The organism is Mycobacterium sp. 012931, from assembly GCF_000419295.1.
GTDB lineage: Bacteria > Actinomycetota > Actinomycetes > Mycobacteriales > Mycobacteriaceae > Mycobacterium > Mycobacterium marinum.
This window is the reverse complement of the sequence record NZ_AOPX01000001.1, coordinates 2,392,307-2,409,456: the sequence shown is the minus strand read 5'-3', so window position 1 is coordinate 2,409,456 and position 17,150 is coordinate 2,392,307. Positions and strand designations below refer to the sequence as shown.

13 protein-coding genes and 2 pseudogenes are annotated in these 17,150 nt (G+C 64.4%); 10 read left to right on the top strand and 5 right to left on the bottom strand.

Features of this window, described 5'->3' with window-relative positions:
• Position 1: 1 nt before the first annotated feature.
• From MMSP_RS10800 to MMSP_RS10765, 9 genes and pseudogenes are all read left to right on the top strand, one after another.
• Positions 2 to 1,159: pseudogene (locus MMSP_RS10800) on the top strand (acyl-CoA dehydrogenase family protein).
• Positions 1,156 to 2,091: an acyl-CoA dehydrogenase family protein gene (locus MMSP_RS10795; RefSeq protein ID WP_020786633.1), complete on the top strand. Its 936-nt coding sequence runs from the start codon at positions 1,156 to 1,158 to the stop codon at positions 2,089 to 2,091. The pseudogene MMSP_RS10800 and the gene MMSP_RS10795 overlap by 4 nt, the downstream one beginning before the upstream one ends.
• Positions 2,088 to 3,581 carry a class I adenylate-forming enzyme family protein gene (locus MMSP_RS10790; RefSeq protein ID WP_020786632.1) on the top strand — a complete coding sequence of 498 codons (1,494 nt, stop codon included), beginning with the start codon at positions 2,088 to 2,090 and terminating at the stop codon, positions 3,579 to 3,581. Before MMSP_RS10795 ends, MMSP_RS10790 begins: the two co-directional genes overlap by 4 nt.
• 203 nt (positions 3,582 to 3,784) lie before the next feature.
• Entirely contained in the window at positions 3,785 to 4,390 is a 606-nt protein-coding gene (locus MMSP_RS28340; protein ID WP_235065724.1) for a PE family protein, read from the top strand.
• Positions 4,300 to 5,568: a PE-PPE domain-containing protein gene (locus MMSP_RS10785; RefSeq protein ID WP_235065723.1), complete on the top strand. Its 1,269-nt coding sequence runs from the start codon at positions 4,300 to 4,302 to the stop codon at positions 5,566 to 5,568. Before MMSP_RS28340 ends, MMSP_RS10785 begins: the two co-directional genes overlap by 91 nt.
• Positions 5,569 to 5,868: 300 nt before the next feature.
• Positions 5,869 to 6,237 carry a hypothetical protein gene (locus MMSP_RS10780; RefSeq protein WP_036426426.1) on the top strand — a complete coding sequence of 123 codons (369 nt, stop codon included), beginning with the start codon at positions 5,869 to 5,871 and terminating at the stop codon, positions 6,235 to 6,237.
• A gap of 219 nt (positions 6,238 to 6,456) precedes the next feature.
• A complete protein-coding gene (locus tag MMSP_RS10775; protein ID WP_020786628.1) occupies positions 6,457 to 6,900 on the top strand; it encodes an RICIN domain-containing protein in 444 nt (147 codons plus the stop codon).
• 80 nt (positions 6,901 to 6,980) lie between these two features.
• Positions 6,981 to 8,000 (top strand): hotdog fold thioesterase, encoded by a 1,020-nt coding sequence (locus MMSP_RS10770; RefSeq protein WP_020786627.1) that lies wholly within the window; start codon positions 6,981 to 6,983, stop codon positions 7,998 to 8,000.
• Between the two features lie 71 nt (positions 8,001 to 8,071).
• Positions 8,072 to 9,277, top strand: a pseudogene (locus tag MMSP_RS10765) (amidohydrolase family protein).
• Positions 9,278 to 9,412: 135 nt separating this feature from the next.
• Here MMSP_RS10765 and MMSP_RS28335 read toward each other — a convergent pair.
• The 3 genes from MMSP_RS28335 to MMSP_RS10750 all read right to left on the bottom strand — a co-directional run bounded on the left by MMSP_RS28335 (position 9,413) and on the right by MMSP_RS10750 (position 11,546).
• The gene (locus tag MMSP_RS28335; protein ID WP_020786624.1) at positions 9,413 to 9,865 is read right to left on the bottom strand and encodes a hypothetical protein; all 453 of its coding nucleotides are present in this window, start codon (positions 9,863 to 9,865) and stop codon (positions 9,413 to 9,415) included.
• Between the two features lie 71 nt (positions 9,866 to 9,936).
• Positions 9,937 to 11,223 carry a PPE family protein gene (locus tag MMSP_RS25295; RefSeq protein WP_235065722.1) on the bottom strand — a complete coding sequence of 429 codons (1,287 nt, stop codon included), beginning with the start codon at positions 11,221 to 11,223 and terminating at the stop codon, positions 9,937 to 9,939.
• A gap of 11 nt (positions 11,224 to 11,234) precedes the next feature.
• A complete protein-coding gene (locus tag MMSP_RS10750; protein ID WP_036426425.1) occupies positions 11,235 to 11,546 on the bottom strand; it encodes a PE family protein in 312 nt (103 codons plus the stop codon).
• A 1,178-nt stretch (positions 11,547 to 12,724) separates the two neighbouring features.
• Here MMSP_RS10750 and MMSP_RS10735 point away from each other — a divergent pair.
• Positions 12,725 to 14,686: a SpoIIE family protein phosphatase gene (locus MMSP_RS10735; RefSeq protein WP_020786620.1), complete on the top strand. Its 1,962-nt coding sequence runs from the start codon at positions 12,725 to 12,727 to the stop codon at positions 14,684 to 14,686.
• A 12-nt stretch (positions 14,687 to 14,698) separates the two neighbouring features.
• On the opposite strand, the gene MMSP_RS10730 is transcribed toward MMSP_RS10735, so the two are convergent.
• Both MMSP_RS10730 and MMSP_RS10725 read right to left on the bottom strand, forming a co-directional pair.
• Positions 14,699 to 15,880, bottom strand: coding sequence for an acyl-CoA dehydrogenase family protein (locus tag MMSP_RS10730; RefSeq protein ID WP_036426422.1), 1,182 nt, complete (start codon positions 15,878 to 15,880; stop codon positions 14,699 to 14,701).
• Entirely contained in the window at positions 15,877 to 17,010 is a 1,134-nt protein-coding gene (locus MMSP_RS10725) for an acyl-CoA dehydrogenase family protein (protein WP_200861945.1), read from the bottom strand. Before MMSP_RS10725 ends, MMSP_RS10730 begins: the two co-directional genes overlap by 4 nt.
• Positions 17,011 to 17,150: the final 140 nt, after the last annotated feature.

The following is a 17,150-nucleotide window of genomic DNA, read 5'->3' as shown; positions in this document are numbered from 1 at the left end:
GATGGACTACGACCTCGGCGATGACGCCCGCCAACTGCGAGACCGACTGCGTAGGCTGATATCCGAGCACATCCCCGACGACTTCCTCGGTGCGTGCACCACCGATCCGCAAGATCTCGCGACCACCGAATCATTCTGCAAACTGTTGGCCGCCGAGGATCTGCTGGCACTGGCGTGGCCGGAGGAGCACGGTGGTGGTGGCGGTTCGATCTGGCAGCAGACCGTCTTGCGCGAGGAGATGTGGGCCCGCCATGAACCGCGCGGTCCGCAGTACATGGGAATCAACTGGGTCGGCCCGGCGATCATGCGCTACGGAACCCCGGCGCAGAAGACACAGCACCTGTCCGCAATCGCGGCCGGCGAGGTGGTGTGGTGCCAAGGATTCTCCGAGCCTGAGGCGGGAACCGATCTTGCGTCGCTGCGCACCCGTGCGGTACCCGAAGCTCCTGACGGCCCGGGGTGGCGTATCACTGGCCAGAAGGTCTGGACGTCATATGCGCAGATGGCGTCCTGGTGTGTGCTGGCGGCCTGCACTCATCCGGACGCGCCCAAACCCAAGCGCCTCACCCTGTTTCTGCTTCCCATGGACCGGCCGGGTTTCACGGTCCGGCCGATCCCCTCGATGCTGGGACCGCATCACCTCAACGAGATGTTCCTGGACGAGGTGCCGGCGTCGCCCAGCGACGTGTTGGGTGAGCCCGGTGACGGATGGCGAGTGATGCGCGAAGCGCTGGCATTTGAATGTGTCGGGATCGCCCGTTACGCCCGGTGCGAATCATTGCTGGATCGGATGCGCACCGAGCTCGGCGACGACTGGGCGCGATTACCCGAGTCGATTCGGGTCCGCTGGGTGCGGGCACTAGCGGACCTGCGCGTCGCGCGCCTGCTGGCCTACCGCGCGGTCGCGCTGCGCGACGATCCCACCGCGGGTGCCGCGGCAAGCGCCGCCCGCATCGTCACCACCAACTGCGATCAACAGGTCGCCGAGTTGCTGTTGGACGTGCTCGGACCGGCCGCGTTGGACAGCGGCGCCACGGCCCCATTGCACGGGGCGATCGAGGACCATTGACGTTACGCACAGGCAGCCACCGTCGCATCCGGCACCATTGAGGTGCAACGAATGCTCGTTGCACGTGATGTCTTGGGAGAACACCGGTGAATACCGAACTGCCGCAAGATGTTATCGACTTTGCCCGCGTCGCGGCCAAGCGCCTGGCGCGGGTGGGTGGGCCACCAGCGGCGCTAAGAGCCGAGACCGACGACGGCATCCGCCGCGCGGCCCGTGCCGCCCTCGACGACCTTGGCGCATTTGAACTGGACGTCCGATCCGGGCCCGATGACCTGCTGGCCGCCGCCGTGCTCTGCCGGGCTGCCGGCACCGTAGCGCTCCCCTACCCGCTCGTCGAGGAGTTGCTGTCCATCGACGGGGCCCGGCTGGCCTTGGTGAACCCAGATCTACCGCGCATTGACCACGGCGATCTGCCCGGCTCCTGGATCGCCGCCGATCTCGATGGAGCCCGTTATCGGCCACAGCCGGCGGCACGCACGGCCGCCAAGTTGGGCCCGTTCCTGGTGCCAGCCACGCTGGGTGCCCCAGAGGGAACCGTCGCGGCCAGTGACATCGATCTTCATCTCGTCCTGGGATCGTGGCGCATCCTGGGAGCGGTGCAACAATCACTGGACATCGTCACCGCCCACGTACGGACCAGGATCCAATTCGGCAAGGCGCTGGCGGACTTCCAGACAGTGCGGTTTTGTGTCGCGGATGCGGCCGTCGCGGTGCGCGGACTCGCTGAACTGGCCAAGTACACCATCAGCCGCACGGAATCGTATGCGGCGCGGGTTCGTTCAGCCGATGCGCTCTTGCTACGGCTCAAGGCCGCCGATACCGCGCGCCAGGTGCTGCGCATCTCACACCAACTGCTCGGCGCCCTGGGATTCTGCGACGAGTCCGACATCAGCGTGCTGGATCGGCATACCCAACCACTCATCCGGCTACCTCTGTGCGCCGAAGCGCTGGCCATCCGGCTGATACCTGACGCGGCGGACGGCTCTCTGGAAACTCTCTTCAGCGCACCGGTATCGGCATGAGCACCCAACCGATGGGGCCCGGCACCACGACGAACCCGTTGGCGGACGGGGTGCCCTTCGGAACCAGGCTCGAGGAGCTTGCCGAACAACGTCGCGACGAGACTGCGGTGACCATCGTCGCACCCGAGGGCAGCACGCAATCGATGACCTTCGGTGAACTCGACCGCCTTGCCAACCAGTGGGGACGGACTCTGGCCGCCCATGGCGCCCAGACGGGCTCCCTGGTGGCCTTGGCGATTCCGAACTCGCAGCATCTGGTGCTGGCCACATTGGGGTGCTGGAAAATCGGCGCGGTTCCCATTCCCATGCACTGGGATCTGCCCGAATGGGAGCGCGACCGGGTACGCGCGGTAATCGATCCCGCCGTGATCGTCGACGAACACAACCGTTGGCGGCTACAGGCCCACGCGGCTGGTGAATCCCGGGATCCGCTGCCCACGGCTGTTTCGCCCACCGCCAACGGCATCTGCAGCAGCGGATCCACCGGAGTACCCAAGGTGATTCTCAATCTCGCTCCGTCACTGTGGACCCCCGAACACGGCGAACCGTTCCTGTCGGCCTGGACCCCGGTAGCCCAGCCGCAGACCATCATGGTGCCGGCACCGATGTATCACACCAACGGTTTCGCCACCTTCCTGATGCTGCTGGGGGGCGACCATCTGGTGGTGCTCGAAAAGTTCGATGCGGCATTGGTGGTGGATGTGATCGAACGCTTTCGGGTCACCAACTTCACCGCGACTCCCACCATGCTGGCGCGCATTGCCGCGATCCCGGGTATCCGGCAGCGGGACTTGTCCAGCATCGTCTTTATCCTGCAAGGCGCCGCCGTGATGCCACCGTCGTTGTTGCACACCTGGTTCGAACTACTCGGCCCGGAGAAGATCGTGACCGCCTACGGAATGACCGAGAACCTCGGGCTCACCGCGCTACGCGGCGACGAATGGGTTTCCCATCCGGGCAGCGTCGGTCGCGGCTTCCGGGAAACCGAGATCCAGATCCTGGATTCCCAGCAGCAGCCGGTGGGCCCCGGCGAGCACGGTGACGTCTATCTGCGCGCGCCGATGAGCGCGGGATACCGCTATCTCGGTGGAGCACCGCCGCTGCCGTCGACCGGCGAAGGCTATCGCTGTGCGGGCGACATCGGATATCTGGACGAGGATGGCTACCTCTACATCGTCGACCGCCGCGTCGACATGATCATCACTGGCGGAGCGAATGTTTTTCCGGCAGAAGTCGAGTCGGCACTGGCCGGGCATCCAGGCATCGCCGACGTCGTGGTGATAGGCATCGCCGACGCACGCTGGGGACGTCGGGTACACGCGGTGGTACAAGTCGCGGCACCGCTGACCGAGCAGCAGGTGATCGAGTATGCCAAGAATCGACTCGCACCGTACAAGGTGCCCAAGACGGTCGAATTCGTCGACCAGATCCCGCGCACGGCAGCCACCAAAGTGAATCGATCGGCGATGATCGCCGCCCGCGGCGGCTGACCGCAACGGCGGATCGTGATCGACAAGCGGGTCTTCCACGTTGGGAAAGCCGGGCCCCGAACGCTCGCCGCGCAAACCCCGGACACACCGGATATATCCCTCTACGCTCAAGTAGCGCCTTCCCGGTGGCCGGCTTTTGCCGATCAGCACAACCGAGTACCGGCAACTGTCGGATGGCCTTCATCGTTGCGAAGGACGGTCCGATGACTTATGTGATCACGCAGCCAGACATTCTGACGACCGCGGCCGCGGACATCGCCGACATCCGGTCGGCGATCGGCATGGCGAACGCTGCCGCGGCAAGCCCGACAACCGCAATGATGGCCGCGGCCGGCGATGAGGTATCACAGCTCATCGCGAAGCTGTTCAGTGCATACGGCCAGGAGTGCCAAGCCGTCATCACAGACGCCGCGGTGTTTCACGACCACTTCGCTGCCACGCTCGCCGCGGCGGGAAGCGTTTACACGCAGGCCGAGGCCGCCGGCGCGGCCACCTTGTCGCAGGCGTTGACGACGCTGAGCTCACCCATCCGCGCATTGCTGGGCGGCACGGCGGCCAGCACGTCGGGTGCGATGGCGGCCGCCGCGCCGATGCCGCAGCCGGGGACCCGATCTACACCCTGGTCGTCGGCGGCAGCGGAAACCCGATCCCGTCGCCCGCCTACATCAGCAATGTTGTTTCCAAATTCGTCGCGCCGTATTTTCCGGTCGACCCGGCCTTGGTTCAGGGGCTGTTCACACCCGCCCAGTTCTACATCGATACCGGTATCAAGACCTTGCCCCTCAACGTGTCGGTCCCCCAGGGCGTAGCCATCCTCACCAACACCCTGGTCGGCACGAATCCGCCTTACCTAGGGCTGCTCACCAGCGGAAACACCGTAAACGTCACGGGCGACTCGCAGAGCGCCATGATCGCTTCGCTGGTGATGCGAGCACTCAATCCCACCAATTCAGGGGCCGCGGGCAGCCCGTATTTCGACGATCTGACCTTCTCATTGTTCGGCAACCCAATGAACCCCAACGGCGGGCTGTTTGCCCGCTTCCCCGGCCTCAGCCTGCCAAGTATGGGTCTCGACTTTTACGGCTCAACGCCAGACAATTCGTTTCCCACCAACGTTTTCACACTCGAATACGATGGCGCCGCGGACTTCCCTCGATACCCCATCAATTTCCTGGCGGACCTCAATGCCTTCCTGGGGATCCAGTCCTTGCACGGCCAGTACCCGAGTCTTACCCCCGAACAGCTGGATACCGCAATCCCATTGACGAACACGGTGGGCCCCACATCGACCAACTACTACATGATCCCCAGCCCCCATCTGCCGCTCTTGGATCCAGTGCGGGCAATCCCGGTCATCGGCACGCCGATTGCGGACCTGATCGAGCCTGATTTGAGGTATCTGGTCAACTGGGGCTACGGCGATCCCGCCTATGGATGGTCGACCTCGCCGCCGAATGTGCCCACCCCGTTCGGGGTCCTCCCGCCGCTGCAAGCAACCACTTCACTGCCGGGCTATCTGGCCATCGGAACCCAGCAAGGAGTCAACGCCTTCGTCAGTGACATCAACGCCGAGATATCGGCGTACTCCAACCTGCCGTCGACGCTGCTGTCCGCTCCACTAGGGGCGTCGGGCGCTGGGGGCACGCTACTGGCCGGGCTGTCGCCAGCGACGTTCTCCCCCAATGACTTTATCCACTTCCTACAGTCGGCAAACACCACCATCGTCAACGACATTTCGAACACCGCCGCCAACACCTACGCGTTCTTGCTTCCCACCGCTGACATCGCCAATGCGCTCGTCACCTCTGTCCCGTCCTACGACCTCAACCTGTTCCTGAGCGGGATCGAGCAAGCGATCAATGGGGACCCTGCCGGCGGGTTGGTCTATGCCTTCGGCGCCCCCATCGCCGCCAACATCGCATTGGGCACGCTCGCGGGCGGTTTCGAGTTGAGGGCTTTCTTGGGAGTTGCCAGCCAGTTCCTCTGACCCCTGCTCTGATGGGTGGCCCCGCCGGCCGGCAGCCGATCGCGTTCTCGCGACGGCCCAGCCATCGGCGGGTGGACGCCCGCGCCGACCGGTGTCGCCCTCCTCAGCAGCGAATCTCGTTGTCGCGCTGGGCAATGCCCTGGCGGAGTTCTTGGCTAAGACTCCATGGGCGCCCAGAACGCCGGCACCGCACGACTGCGGACGCCGCACCGTCCGGTTAAGGCTCTTCAAGAACTATTGAGGCGCGGCGCGCCCGGGCATACGCTGCCAATGGAATCGGCAACTATCTGGCGAGGAAACATGCCCCTACCGCGTCTGCGCCGGGCGGCCGCCGGCCTCGTCACCTGGGTGGCCACCATCGCTCTCGCGCCACCGGCCCTCGCGGACCCGATAGACCCGATTCCGGGCAACGGATTCTTTCTCGTCGGGCCCGACATTGCGACCGGCCTCTACCACACTGTCAGGTCGGCATCGGACTGGACGGTGTGGATAAACAATGTGCCGACACAGGACTCGATGTGCGTGTGGTTCACCTACAGCACGCCCGATGCGAACAAGGATCACGTCGTCGAAACGAATATTTCTGTCGGCCCGATGTATGCAAATATCAATTCGACGGTCAAGGCCTTCGAGTCGCAGAACTGCCAACCCTGGACTCGGGTCACCTGAATTGCCAGCGGGTCCAGCGTGCTGCCTCCAGTCCATCGACCAGGGTGGGGTCCGCCCGACCGCCCGGCTAGCAAAATCCGCCGCGGGTCGTCGACAAGGAGCGGCCCGGCGGTGCACCAAACTTGCTGCTTGCGACCGATCGTTTGCAGCGGTAGCGGTCTCGGTGTGCACCAAGCCGGTGGCGACTTCGGTGTACCAAAGCTGAAAGGTGGAACCGAGATGGGTCAGTCGCAGTTGATGGGCGGACTGCGCCGGGTGATTGTCGTGGTCAGCATGGTGTTCGGCGCCGCGACGTTCAACGCTGGTCAGGCAGGTGCCGACGGCCCGGTTCAGTTGAAGAGCCGGTTGGGCGATGTGTGTCTGGATGCCCCGAGCGGGAGCTGGATCACGCCGGTGGTGATCAACCCCTGCAACGGGACGGACTTCCAGCGCTGGAATCTCACCGACGCCCAGCAGCTCGAAAGCGTCGCCTTCCCCGGGGAATGTCTAAACATGCCGGGGCAGAGTTGGGCGGTGCACCTACAGCCCTGCGTCGATTGGTTCAGCCAGCATTGGACCATCCAGCCCAACGGCCAGGTCACCAATGAATTCGGCGGCTGCCTCACGGTCCTCGGCGGCCCGGCCCCTGGGACGTGGGTGGCCACACCACCGGAGAGCCGCTAGTCGCTCGGATAGCCGGCAAATCGCGGTAACCTCATTCTCAAAGCGTTCCGGACAACGCATCCAAAGAGGAGAATCCGCCCATGGCCGGCCCCAGCGAGCAAGTTGAAGCAACGCGCGCCGACCGCTTCATCAAAACGGCGGTGGAAATCCTGGGCGAGACCGGACGCACCGACTTCACGGTGCAGGAAGTCGTCACCCGCTCCAAGACGTCGCTGCGAGCGTTCTATCAACACTTCAGCAGCAAGGACGAGCTGCTGCGGGCACTGTTCGACCGGACCATGTCCCAGACCGCACAACTATGGCGCGCCGAGGCCGCCGGACTCGACAGCACCGCCGCACTCAAACTAGTCATTGATCGCATCAGCGCACAACCGGAGTCCAGCACCCAGGACAGCCTCAATCGTGCGTTGAGCCTCTACAATCAGCACCTCGCCGAAACCCGGCCTCGCGAATACGCCCGAGTGCTTTCCCCGCTGCATCGGTTGATTCGCGACATCGTCGGACAAGGCATCACCGAAGGCATGTTCAATCCCGGTCTCGACGTCGGGGCCGCGGCCGCGATCGTCATGCAAACCGTGCTCGGTGCGCTTCGATTACGTTGGCTCGGAACTGAATTGAATGCAACGCCGATAGACTTCGGCGAACTCTACGAGTTCTGCAGCCGGGCCCTGGGAGTTCGTGATACCGAGGAGTCGGCCGCATCCTCGCTGACCGAGCTGTTCGCGCAGATCGGGATGCGCCAAGAACCTTCCCACGATGACGGGTTCGCGATGACGATGCCCGTCAGCCCACAGGTGGTCAACACCTCCGGAGCCCTCCAAGGCGGCCTGATCGCCACGCTCGCAGACGTCGCGGGCGGCCAGCTCGGCCTGCAGTACTTGCCGCCCGGCGCGGCCATGACCACAGCCGACCTGTTCATCCGCTACCTGCGCCCGATCCGACAGGGCGCCGCCCGCGCGGTGCCGCGAATGCTCAGGGCCGGCCGGCGAGCGCTGGTCATGCAAGTCGATATTTTCGGCGATAACGCCGACGAGCTTGCCGCAACGGCGACGGTGAATTTCGCCATCATCGACCGTAATGACACCACCGAAACGGGTTAGCGGCAGCCTTGCATCTAGTGGTAACGTCATTACCACTAGGTGAGAATCGAGACTTTTCCAAGGAGATCGCCATGCCTTCTCGCGAGCTTCCCTTTCCGGTGTTTGACGCCGACAACCACATGTACGAGCCGCAGGAGGCCCTGACCAAGTTCCTCCCGGACAAGCGCAAACACGTAATCGATTACGTGCAGGTTCGCGGCCGCACCAAGATCGTGGTGCGCGGCCAGATCAACGATTACATTCCCAACCCGACATTCGAGGTGGTCGCCCGGCCCGGAGCCCAGGAGGAGTACTTCCGCAACGGCAGCGGCGGCAAGAGCTACCGCGAGGTGATGGGCGAGCCGATGAAGGCGATTCCAGCGTTTCGCGAGCCGGGGCCGCGACTCGAGGTCATGGACGAGCTCGGCCTCGATTACGCCCTGATGTTTCCCACGCCGGCCAGCCTGGTCGAAGAGCGGATGAAAGACGACCCGGAGATGACCCACGACGTCATCCATGCGCTCAACCAATGGATGTATGAGACGTGGGCGTTCAACTACAAACACCGCATCTTCGCCACCCCGGTGATCACCCTGCCCATCGTCGATCGGGCACTTGAAGAACTGGAATGGTGCCTGCAGCGCGGTGCTCGCACCGTGCTGGTCCGCCCAGCACCAGTTCCCGGCTATCGTGGCAGCCGCTCGTTCGGCTTCAAGGAGTTCGATCCGTTCTGGCAGGCCTGTATCAAGGCCGGGATCCCGGTCTAGATGCACGCCTCCGACAGCGGCTACTCCGAGTTCCTCAACGTTTGGGAGCCCGGCGACGAATTCCTGCCGTTCAAGCCCACCGCGTTTCGGATGCTGGCCATGGGTAAGCGGCCCATCGAAGATGCGATGGGCGCGCTGGTCTGCCACGGTGCGTTGTCACGCAACCCCGAGTTGCGCATCCTGTCGATCGAAAACGGTGCCGACTGGGTGCCAACACTGTTCAAAGGCCTCAAGGGTGTCTACAAGAAGATGCCGAACGGGTTCATGGAAGATCCGATCGAGGCGTTCAAGCGATGCGTATACATCAGCCCGTTCTGGGAAGACCGATTCGTCGAGATCGTGAAGATGGTCGGCACCGATCGGGTGGTCTTCGGCTCCGACTGGCCGCACCCCGAAGGCCTGAAGGACCCCATCTCATTCGTTGACGAGCTTGCCGGCTTCCCACCAGAAGATGTCGCAAAGATCATGGGCGGCAACATGATGGATGTCATGAAGATCGGCACAGCCGCCCCCAAACCGGTCAACGCCTAGCCGTAGGCCTCCCGCCGTACAAGACAGCGGACGCCGGTCAGCGACGAGGCTGCGCGGTAGCGGCGACCGTCAGGATTGCCCAAACTCACGTTCGAGTCCCCTAGCTGCACCGGGTGAGACGCGGTGCTGAGGGGGCTATTGCGCATCGCTAATCGCGCCTGAGGAGGGCGCCGAGTCGGCGCCCCACGTTCCCGGAATCATCGGCATGCGCGGGCCGCCGCTAAACGCATTGTCGCCCAGCGTGGTCAGGCCCGACGCGGCGGTGGTGGTCTGCCTGTGCCCGGTTCCGGCGAAACCCCCGTTTCGCGCGACCCGATCAGAGGTGGCAGCTGCAACCCGTTGCTCGTTGCACGAACGACTCCGGTCGTGGTCGGTATCGGGCTCCAGGTCCGCGTATTCAAAACCGCGGCCGACCTTTTCGATCTTGGCCCGCCGGCGGCGCTGCGATCGGGGTTGTTGTTGAGCCGGCGCCGTGCTCGCCGCGGCCTCCGCGTCACAGGGCTCCGGCGCCTTCGTTCGAGCGCTGGCATCGAACGCTGTCCTGGCAATGGGAGTCATGCCGCCCGCCAGGTACGCGTAGCCTTCCATGCCCACACCGGCCACCGGCTGTGGCGCGAACGCGGCGGCCGGCGCGGCCGGCGCCGTCGCCGCCGCGGGAGTCAGTTCGTCAGTTCCGTGCCCAAGGTGGCGGGCGGGGCCGAGGGCGGTGGCGGCGCCAGCGTTGCGCCGGGCGGCGCGGGTGGCGGGCCGGCGGCCAGCGATGAACCATCCGGCAGGACGAAGCCGGCACTCGACGTCAGCGCCACCGACGGAGCCACGCCAGTCAGAACGCCCCCGAGCAGCATCGGTACGTACGCGGCCGTGAGCTGCGTCAGAGTGGCCGCGAACTGCGTGACAAGTGACGTGATGTAGGAAATCGCTTGCATGAGCATCGTTAACGAGTATGCGACCGCCGTGTACACGGCATACACCATCTGCGCAATGGTGGTGACAAGGTTATAGATAAATGCCATCGCCGATGCGATCATGCTGACCGCGTTATAGACGGCAACAGCGGCGAAAAAGCGCAGCGCCCAGCCCAGAGCACGATCAACAAAACTGATGATGTTGCCGATCAGGCTAAACGTCTGGCCGACGAAGTTAGCGATTTGCCCGAGCGCCGCAACCAACAGTTGGGGAATCGTGGCGGGCTCGCCTTCCACCACGTTGGCGTTGTCGAAAACGACTAGCGCTCGGTCGGCGCCCACCTCAGCACCGTCGTCTGCGAGTTCCTCGATGATCGGTCCGGCCTCATTGTCGGGACGTTCCACTAGGCCGTTCGCATCACCGCCGTCCTCGATTGGATCGTCTTCGGGTTCCTCAATAATCGGTCCGGCAGGCTCCTGCTGATCAGGACCTCGCAGCATCAGCGGCGCCGGGCGGTTGCGTGGCGGGTTCAACGCCACCGCCATATTTGCCTGCTGCTGATACAACTGCATGACGCCCGCCGCCTGAACCCACATCCGCGCATAGTCGGCTTCATTGATCGCAAGCGGGATCGTATTGATCCCAAAGAAGTTCGTCGAAAGCAACGCCATATTGCTGGCGCGGTTGACCGACAACTCCGCCAGCGTTGGCATCTCCGCCAACGCAACGGAGTAAGCCACCGCCGCTTGCTCGTGTGCAATAGCTTGCTGTTGGCATTCCTGACCGGCCTCTTCCAACCACTCCAGGTAAGGCCCAAATGCACCCCGATAGCTCTCCGAACCCACGCCCTGCCACGGCACCACAGCCAGCTCATTGCTGAGATCTTTTGCTGCCCAATCGTATTCGAGGCCCAGCTGGTGCAGAAACGCGCCCGCCTCCGAAAGGGGGCCAGGGCCCGGACCGAAGCTCAGCGCACCCGAATGCACCTCCGGCGGCTGGCCCATCCAAAACGTCGGCACCACCGTGAAGATCGAGAGCAAGAATGGAAGCGTCACCTCGGCGCGCCAAACGTATACGAAGCCCCCGCCATGGCATCACGGGCCGCGTAGGCGGCCCCGGACTCGGCAACACCGACCCCCGAACGGGCGAGTTCATCGACTCCTTGGACACCCACCAGGGCGCGTTCCCCGCCCTGGGCGCTGAACACGACCGCGGTCTGCAGCGAGACCGGATCGACCGCCGGTGGCACTACCGCCGAAATCGCCGGCGCCGCAGCCGCATGCGCGGCCGCCCGCCGAGCGGTGATTGCTTGGGCCGCCGCACTGGCCGCCAACAAGCCTTCGGGAACTACTTGCAGTGTCATCACTTCCCGCCTCTTGAGGTCACTGGTACCGCTGATGCTTGGCACTGAATTGCCAACCGAAAAACGGGACCGACGCTAGCAGCAGCCTGCCCGCGGGCGTTGGGCAGCCCGGTCCGCCGGCGGCGAAATTCGTTTCCTGCCAGGCCTCGACGGCGCGCACTAAGGTGTGGAGGACGTCGCCCAACGCAGACCGGGTGTGCTGATGCTCGCGTTTCTGCGCTGCTAGATGCGGTGAAAGCGGCCCAGGCAGAGGCGCCGACCGGTGGCAACCCGAGTTTCGCGGTGATCGATCGACTCGCGTTTCGCCCGGGTTGCTGGGTTGGACCGCAAGCATTGCCGGACCATCGCTGAACACTCGGCGCGGCCAACCCCGTTGGGCCGCAGCAGCTATTGGCGCGGCCCCGGCAGGATACCGATGCGGTCCGTGACCGGCGGTCACCATCTGCTGATCCCGCGCGTTGCCGCCAACGGCGAGCCTGCCGACCCAAGCCCGCCGCGCCCGAAAGTGATACCAAACCAACACCGAATGGTGTGATGATGTTGACCGTCACCGAGTTTCGCAGACGCTTCAATGCCATGCCTTTTACCGCTCACCGCATCATGGAAACTCTGCTGGCCTGGCCACCATGATGGCCGCACTACCAATCGATCTTGTGCCTCAATCACATCCCTGCGCCCGATGTGTCATGGTTGCCCGCTGCTGAGTCATCGAATCCATTGTGCGCAGCACCGATGTGGGTCAGCTAGCGACGAATTCGCTGCCGCAATCACGTTCCCGAAGACGATCCGGATACCGCTGAGAAATTCCGTAGCAGGCGCTGCCCAATAGCTCCGGTGCCGCACCGCGATTTGGACCGCCCGAACCGCCGCGGCGACGCGTCAAAGCCGAACTTGACCAAAGTGACTTTTCCCGATCGCCGGCCGACCGAACCACCCCGACTCGCCGCCTCCACCGCGCGCCAAAACGCTGCAGCCTTGCTTTTCGGCCGCATCCGCGGGGCCAGAATCGACCGCCGAATCCACCCTGTCCTCATCACCCTGGTGGTCGCGGCCACGACCGGCCGCATTTTGGTGACGCGAGCAGGTAGCAGATATTGATAGCCTAGATGTTGCTGCTTGACCTGCTGCGTCAACGCACATACTCGTTTGTTCGCTCGGTCCACAGGAGGGACGGCCACATGGCGGCCGAAATGGACTGGGATAAAAGCGTTGGTACAGCAAACACGGTCCGTCGTATCTTCGAGAATGTCCCCACCATGCTTGTCGGTTTGGAGGGACCCGAGCACCGCTTCGTCGCCGCAAACGCGGCATATCGCAGGTTCAGCCCGACTTTTACCGCGGTAGGTCAACCAGCGCGAGAGGTCTATCCCGAACTCGAAAGCCAGCAGATTTATCACATGCTCGACCGGGTATATGAAACCGGCGAGCCACAGTCCGGGGCCGAATGGCGACTGCAGGCGGATTTCGACGGTTCTGGAATCGACGAACGATACTTCGACTTCCTGGTGACGCCGCGCCGCCGCGAGGACGGGTCCATCGAAGGCGTGCAGATTCTCTTTGACGACGTCACGACCAGGGTGCGAGCGCGGCTGGCCGCCGAGGCGCGCGTGGAGGAGCTCTCCGAGCGGTACCGCCATCTGCGAGATTCGGCGATCGTGATGCAGCAGGCGCTGCTCGCGCCGTCGGTGCCCGTCGTTTCGGGCGCCGATATCGCCGCACAGTATCTGGTCGCCGCACAGGACACCGCGGCCGGTGGGGACTGGTTCGACGCCGTGGCCCTCGGGGATCGGCTCGTGCTGATCGTCGGTGACGTGGTCGGCCATGGGGTGGAGGCCGCCGCGGTGATGTCACAGTTGCGTACCGCGCTGCGGCTGCAGATCGCTGCCGGACGCAGCATCGGCGAAGCGCTCGAGGCGCTGGACGCCTTTCATGAGCACATGCCCGGCTCCAATTCGGCGACCCTGTGTGTCGGATCCCTGGACTTCACCACCGGAGAATTCCAGTACTGCACGGCCGGACACCCGCCCCCCTTGGTGGTGACCGCCGAGGCCAAGGCCCGCTATCTAGAACCGTCCGGCGCCGGCCCGCTGGGCAGCGATACCGGATTCCCGGTCCGCACCGAGCTGATCGGGGTGGGCGACGTGGTACTGCTCTACACCGACGGTCTGATCGAACGCCCGGGTCGGCCGCTGGGGGCAAGCACCGCGGAATTCGCTGACTTGGCGGCAAACATAACTAGCGGCGGCGGGTTTGTGATCGATGCACAGTCACGCCCCATCGACCGGCTCTGCTCGGAGACACTCGAATTACTGCTGCGCTCCACCGGATACAACGATGACATCACGCTGCTCGCGGTGCAGCGCCGGGCACCAACGCCGCCGCTGAACATTACCGAGGATGCGACGATCCACGCCGCCCGGGCCATTCGCTCCCGGCTGCGCCAATGGCTTTCGGAGATCGGGGCTGACTCCGGCGACATCTCCGACATCGTCCACGCGATTTCCGAATTCGTCGAGAACGCGGTCGAGCACGGCTATAGCACTGATGTTTCCGATGACCTGGCCGTAGCGGCGGCGCTGGGCGGCGATGGCAAGCTGCGGGTCGCGATGATCGACCACGGCACCTGGAAGCATCACCGCGAAGGCGAGAGGGGCCGGGGCCGAGGACTGGCCATGGCCGAAGCCTTGGTCTCGGAGACGCATGTCAGCCACGACGGTGCAGGGACGACCGCGACCGTCGTGCACCGACTCTCACGACCGGCCCAGTTCGTCACCGACCCGGTCGTCAGCAGAGCACCAAACCGACCAGCCATCGATAGCGAGTTCGCCTCCACGGTCACCGAGTCCGGCCACATCGTCGTGCGCGGCGACGTCGATAGCAATACCGCCCCCACCCTCGACCGGCAGATCGCGGTCGAAAGCCGCTCCGGTATAGCGTCTTTGACGATCGATCTCAGCGCGGTCACCCATCTTGGATCGGCCGGCGTCAGCGCCCTGGTCACCGCCCGCGACCGGGCGCGCAAACAGGGCGGCAGGTGCGTACTGATGGCGCCGCCGGGAAGCCCCGCGCACCACGTCTTGTCACTGGTGCAGATACCGGTGATCAGCGGCGAAACCGAGAATGTCTTCGCCGAGGACTAGAAACGCACCCGGTCACCGTGGTGAGCCGCGGCGCACCTGGTTGAACGGCACGCCGCGGTCGGCGGCGAATTCGCGGGGAAAATTCAGCATCCGTTCGCCGATCACGTTGCGCGCCATCTCGGTGGTGCCACCGCCGATGGCAACCGACTGGCCGCCGGACCCGGCGATCGCCAACGAGGTATCCATCTCACACATCACCGTTTCGGCATGAAAAAGCCTGATCAGCGTTCCAGCGGCGGGCGGCAACGTGCCGTCGCGGGCACTGCGATACACGTGGTCGATCAATTGCTCGCAGACAGCGCGGTGCACCAGCGCGCGCCCGGCCATCTCTCGCACCCGATCGCTGTGCGCCTGGCCTGTGGTCTCCGCGAGTGCGACATAGTCGACCGGCGTCGCGTGACCGCCCTCGCTGCCCGCGCCGCTGGCGAATTCCGAACCCATTCCGACCGCACGCCGTTCGTGGTACAGCTGCCTCGATGCCACGGTCCAGCCGTTATTCACCTCTCCGACCACAGCGTCGTCGCCGACATCGACACTGTCGAGAAATTCTTCGCAGAACTCGGTGGAGCCATTGACCTGAGTGATGCGACGCAAGGTGATGCCGGGGTGATTGATGGGCACCAAGAACATGGTTAGACCGTCATGCTTGGGCACATCCCAGTTGGTGCGCGCCAAACACAGTCCATAGTCCGCGGCGAAGGCGCTGGTGCTCCACGTCTTGGCCCCGTTGATCACCCACCGGTCGCCCTGACGTTCGGCGCGGGTGAGGACACCGGCCAGATCGGACCCACCGCTAGGCTCAGATAGCAGCTGTACCAGCACCTCCTCACCCCGCAGGGCCGCGGCGATGTGCCGCTTCTTCTGGCTCTCGCGGCCGGTGTCAAGCAGGGTGGCGCAGCAGATGGTGAAGGTCGGGACGTTGAGGATCAACGGCATCTCATAGTGCAGGGATTCCTCGTCGAATGCCCGCTGGTACTCATACGCCAGGCCCTGGCCGCCGTACTCGCGCGGGAAGCAGATGCCCGCGAAACCTCCGTCGTGAAGCCGCCTTTGCAGTTGCCTGGCGCGTTGCCAGGAGGCTTCGTCATCGCGAGGCGCCTCCGGCGGCGACAACGGGTCGATCTGTGACATGTTGGCGGCCAGCCACTTTCTGGCCCGGGTCGCGAATTCGGCAACCGATTCAACCGCTGTCATGTGGCCGCCCGCTGCGCCTCATACACCCTTAGGTTGTGTTCTTCAGGAGTACCGAACATGGAGCGGTACAACATGATTCGCCTCAAATACAGATGCAGGTCGTGTTCCCACGTGACGCCGATGCCGTCGTGCAGTTGAACGCAGCTTTGCACGATCTGGCTGGCCATCTCCCCGACGTAGGACTTGGCGATGCTGGCGCAGCGGCCCGCCTCCGCAGAGCCGGCGGCAAGCTCGGCCACCGCAGCGGCCGTCGTCGCGCGACACGCTTCCACCCACATCTTCATGTCCGCGAATTTGTGTTTCAGAGCTTGGTAGGAGGCCAGCGGGCGTCCGAAGGTGTGCCGATCCAAGGCCCACTGCGCGGTGAAGTCGAAGACCGTTTGCAGGATGCCCACCACCTCGGCACACTGCAGCACCTGCGCGATCTGACTCTGCCGGTTGATCAACGACCGCGTCTCGGCGGCGGTACCGACCACAGCGGACTCCGGCACAACCACGCCGTCAAAGTCCACCCGCGCGTATTTCTTGACCAGGTCCACCGACTGCTGGGCGGTGATCCGCACGCCCGGGGCATCGGTGGGAACCAGGAACTGGCGGACCTGGCCGGCGCATCGCGCCACCACCAGCAGGACCGCACTTTGCGGCCCGGCCTCCACCTGATGTTTGCTGCCCTGGATCTGGTAGCCCGAGGCGATGGGGGTGGCCGTGACCGTCGGATCCACGGGGTCCCAGCCCCGGCCCGGCTCGGAAACCGCCCAGGACGCCACCGCTTCACCGGACATCAGTGACTCGATCAAATCAACGTGTGCGTCTCGCTGGGCGCAGTCCACCAAGGCGGCGAGCACCGTCGAGACCGGATGCAACGGGCCGGGCGCAACCGTCTTTCCGAGCTCCTCGGCAACCATCGCCAAGTCCACGACAGCGTTGCCAGAGACGCTGCCGCCCCCCAACTGCTCGGGGATCAGCAGACTCGTCCACCCGAGTTCGGCGGCCCGTCGCCACCATTTCGGATCGAACGACATACCCGCCGCGTTTAGCTCCCGGGCATGACGCAGCGACGCTTCTTTTTGCAGAAATGCGTGGGTGGTAGAGATAAAGAGTATGTTTTCGGAAGAGTCAACAGCGGTCATGACGCCGGCCGGACGTTCCTGGGCCATCCTTCGCCGCTGCGAAGGACGCAGGGGGGAAAGTCTGGGTGGCTGATCATCCGCCTAATCGATCCTCGTTGGAGCGGAGTTCGCGGGTGACTCTGATGTTAGCAATGAGCAAT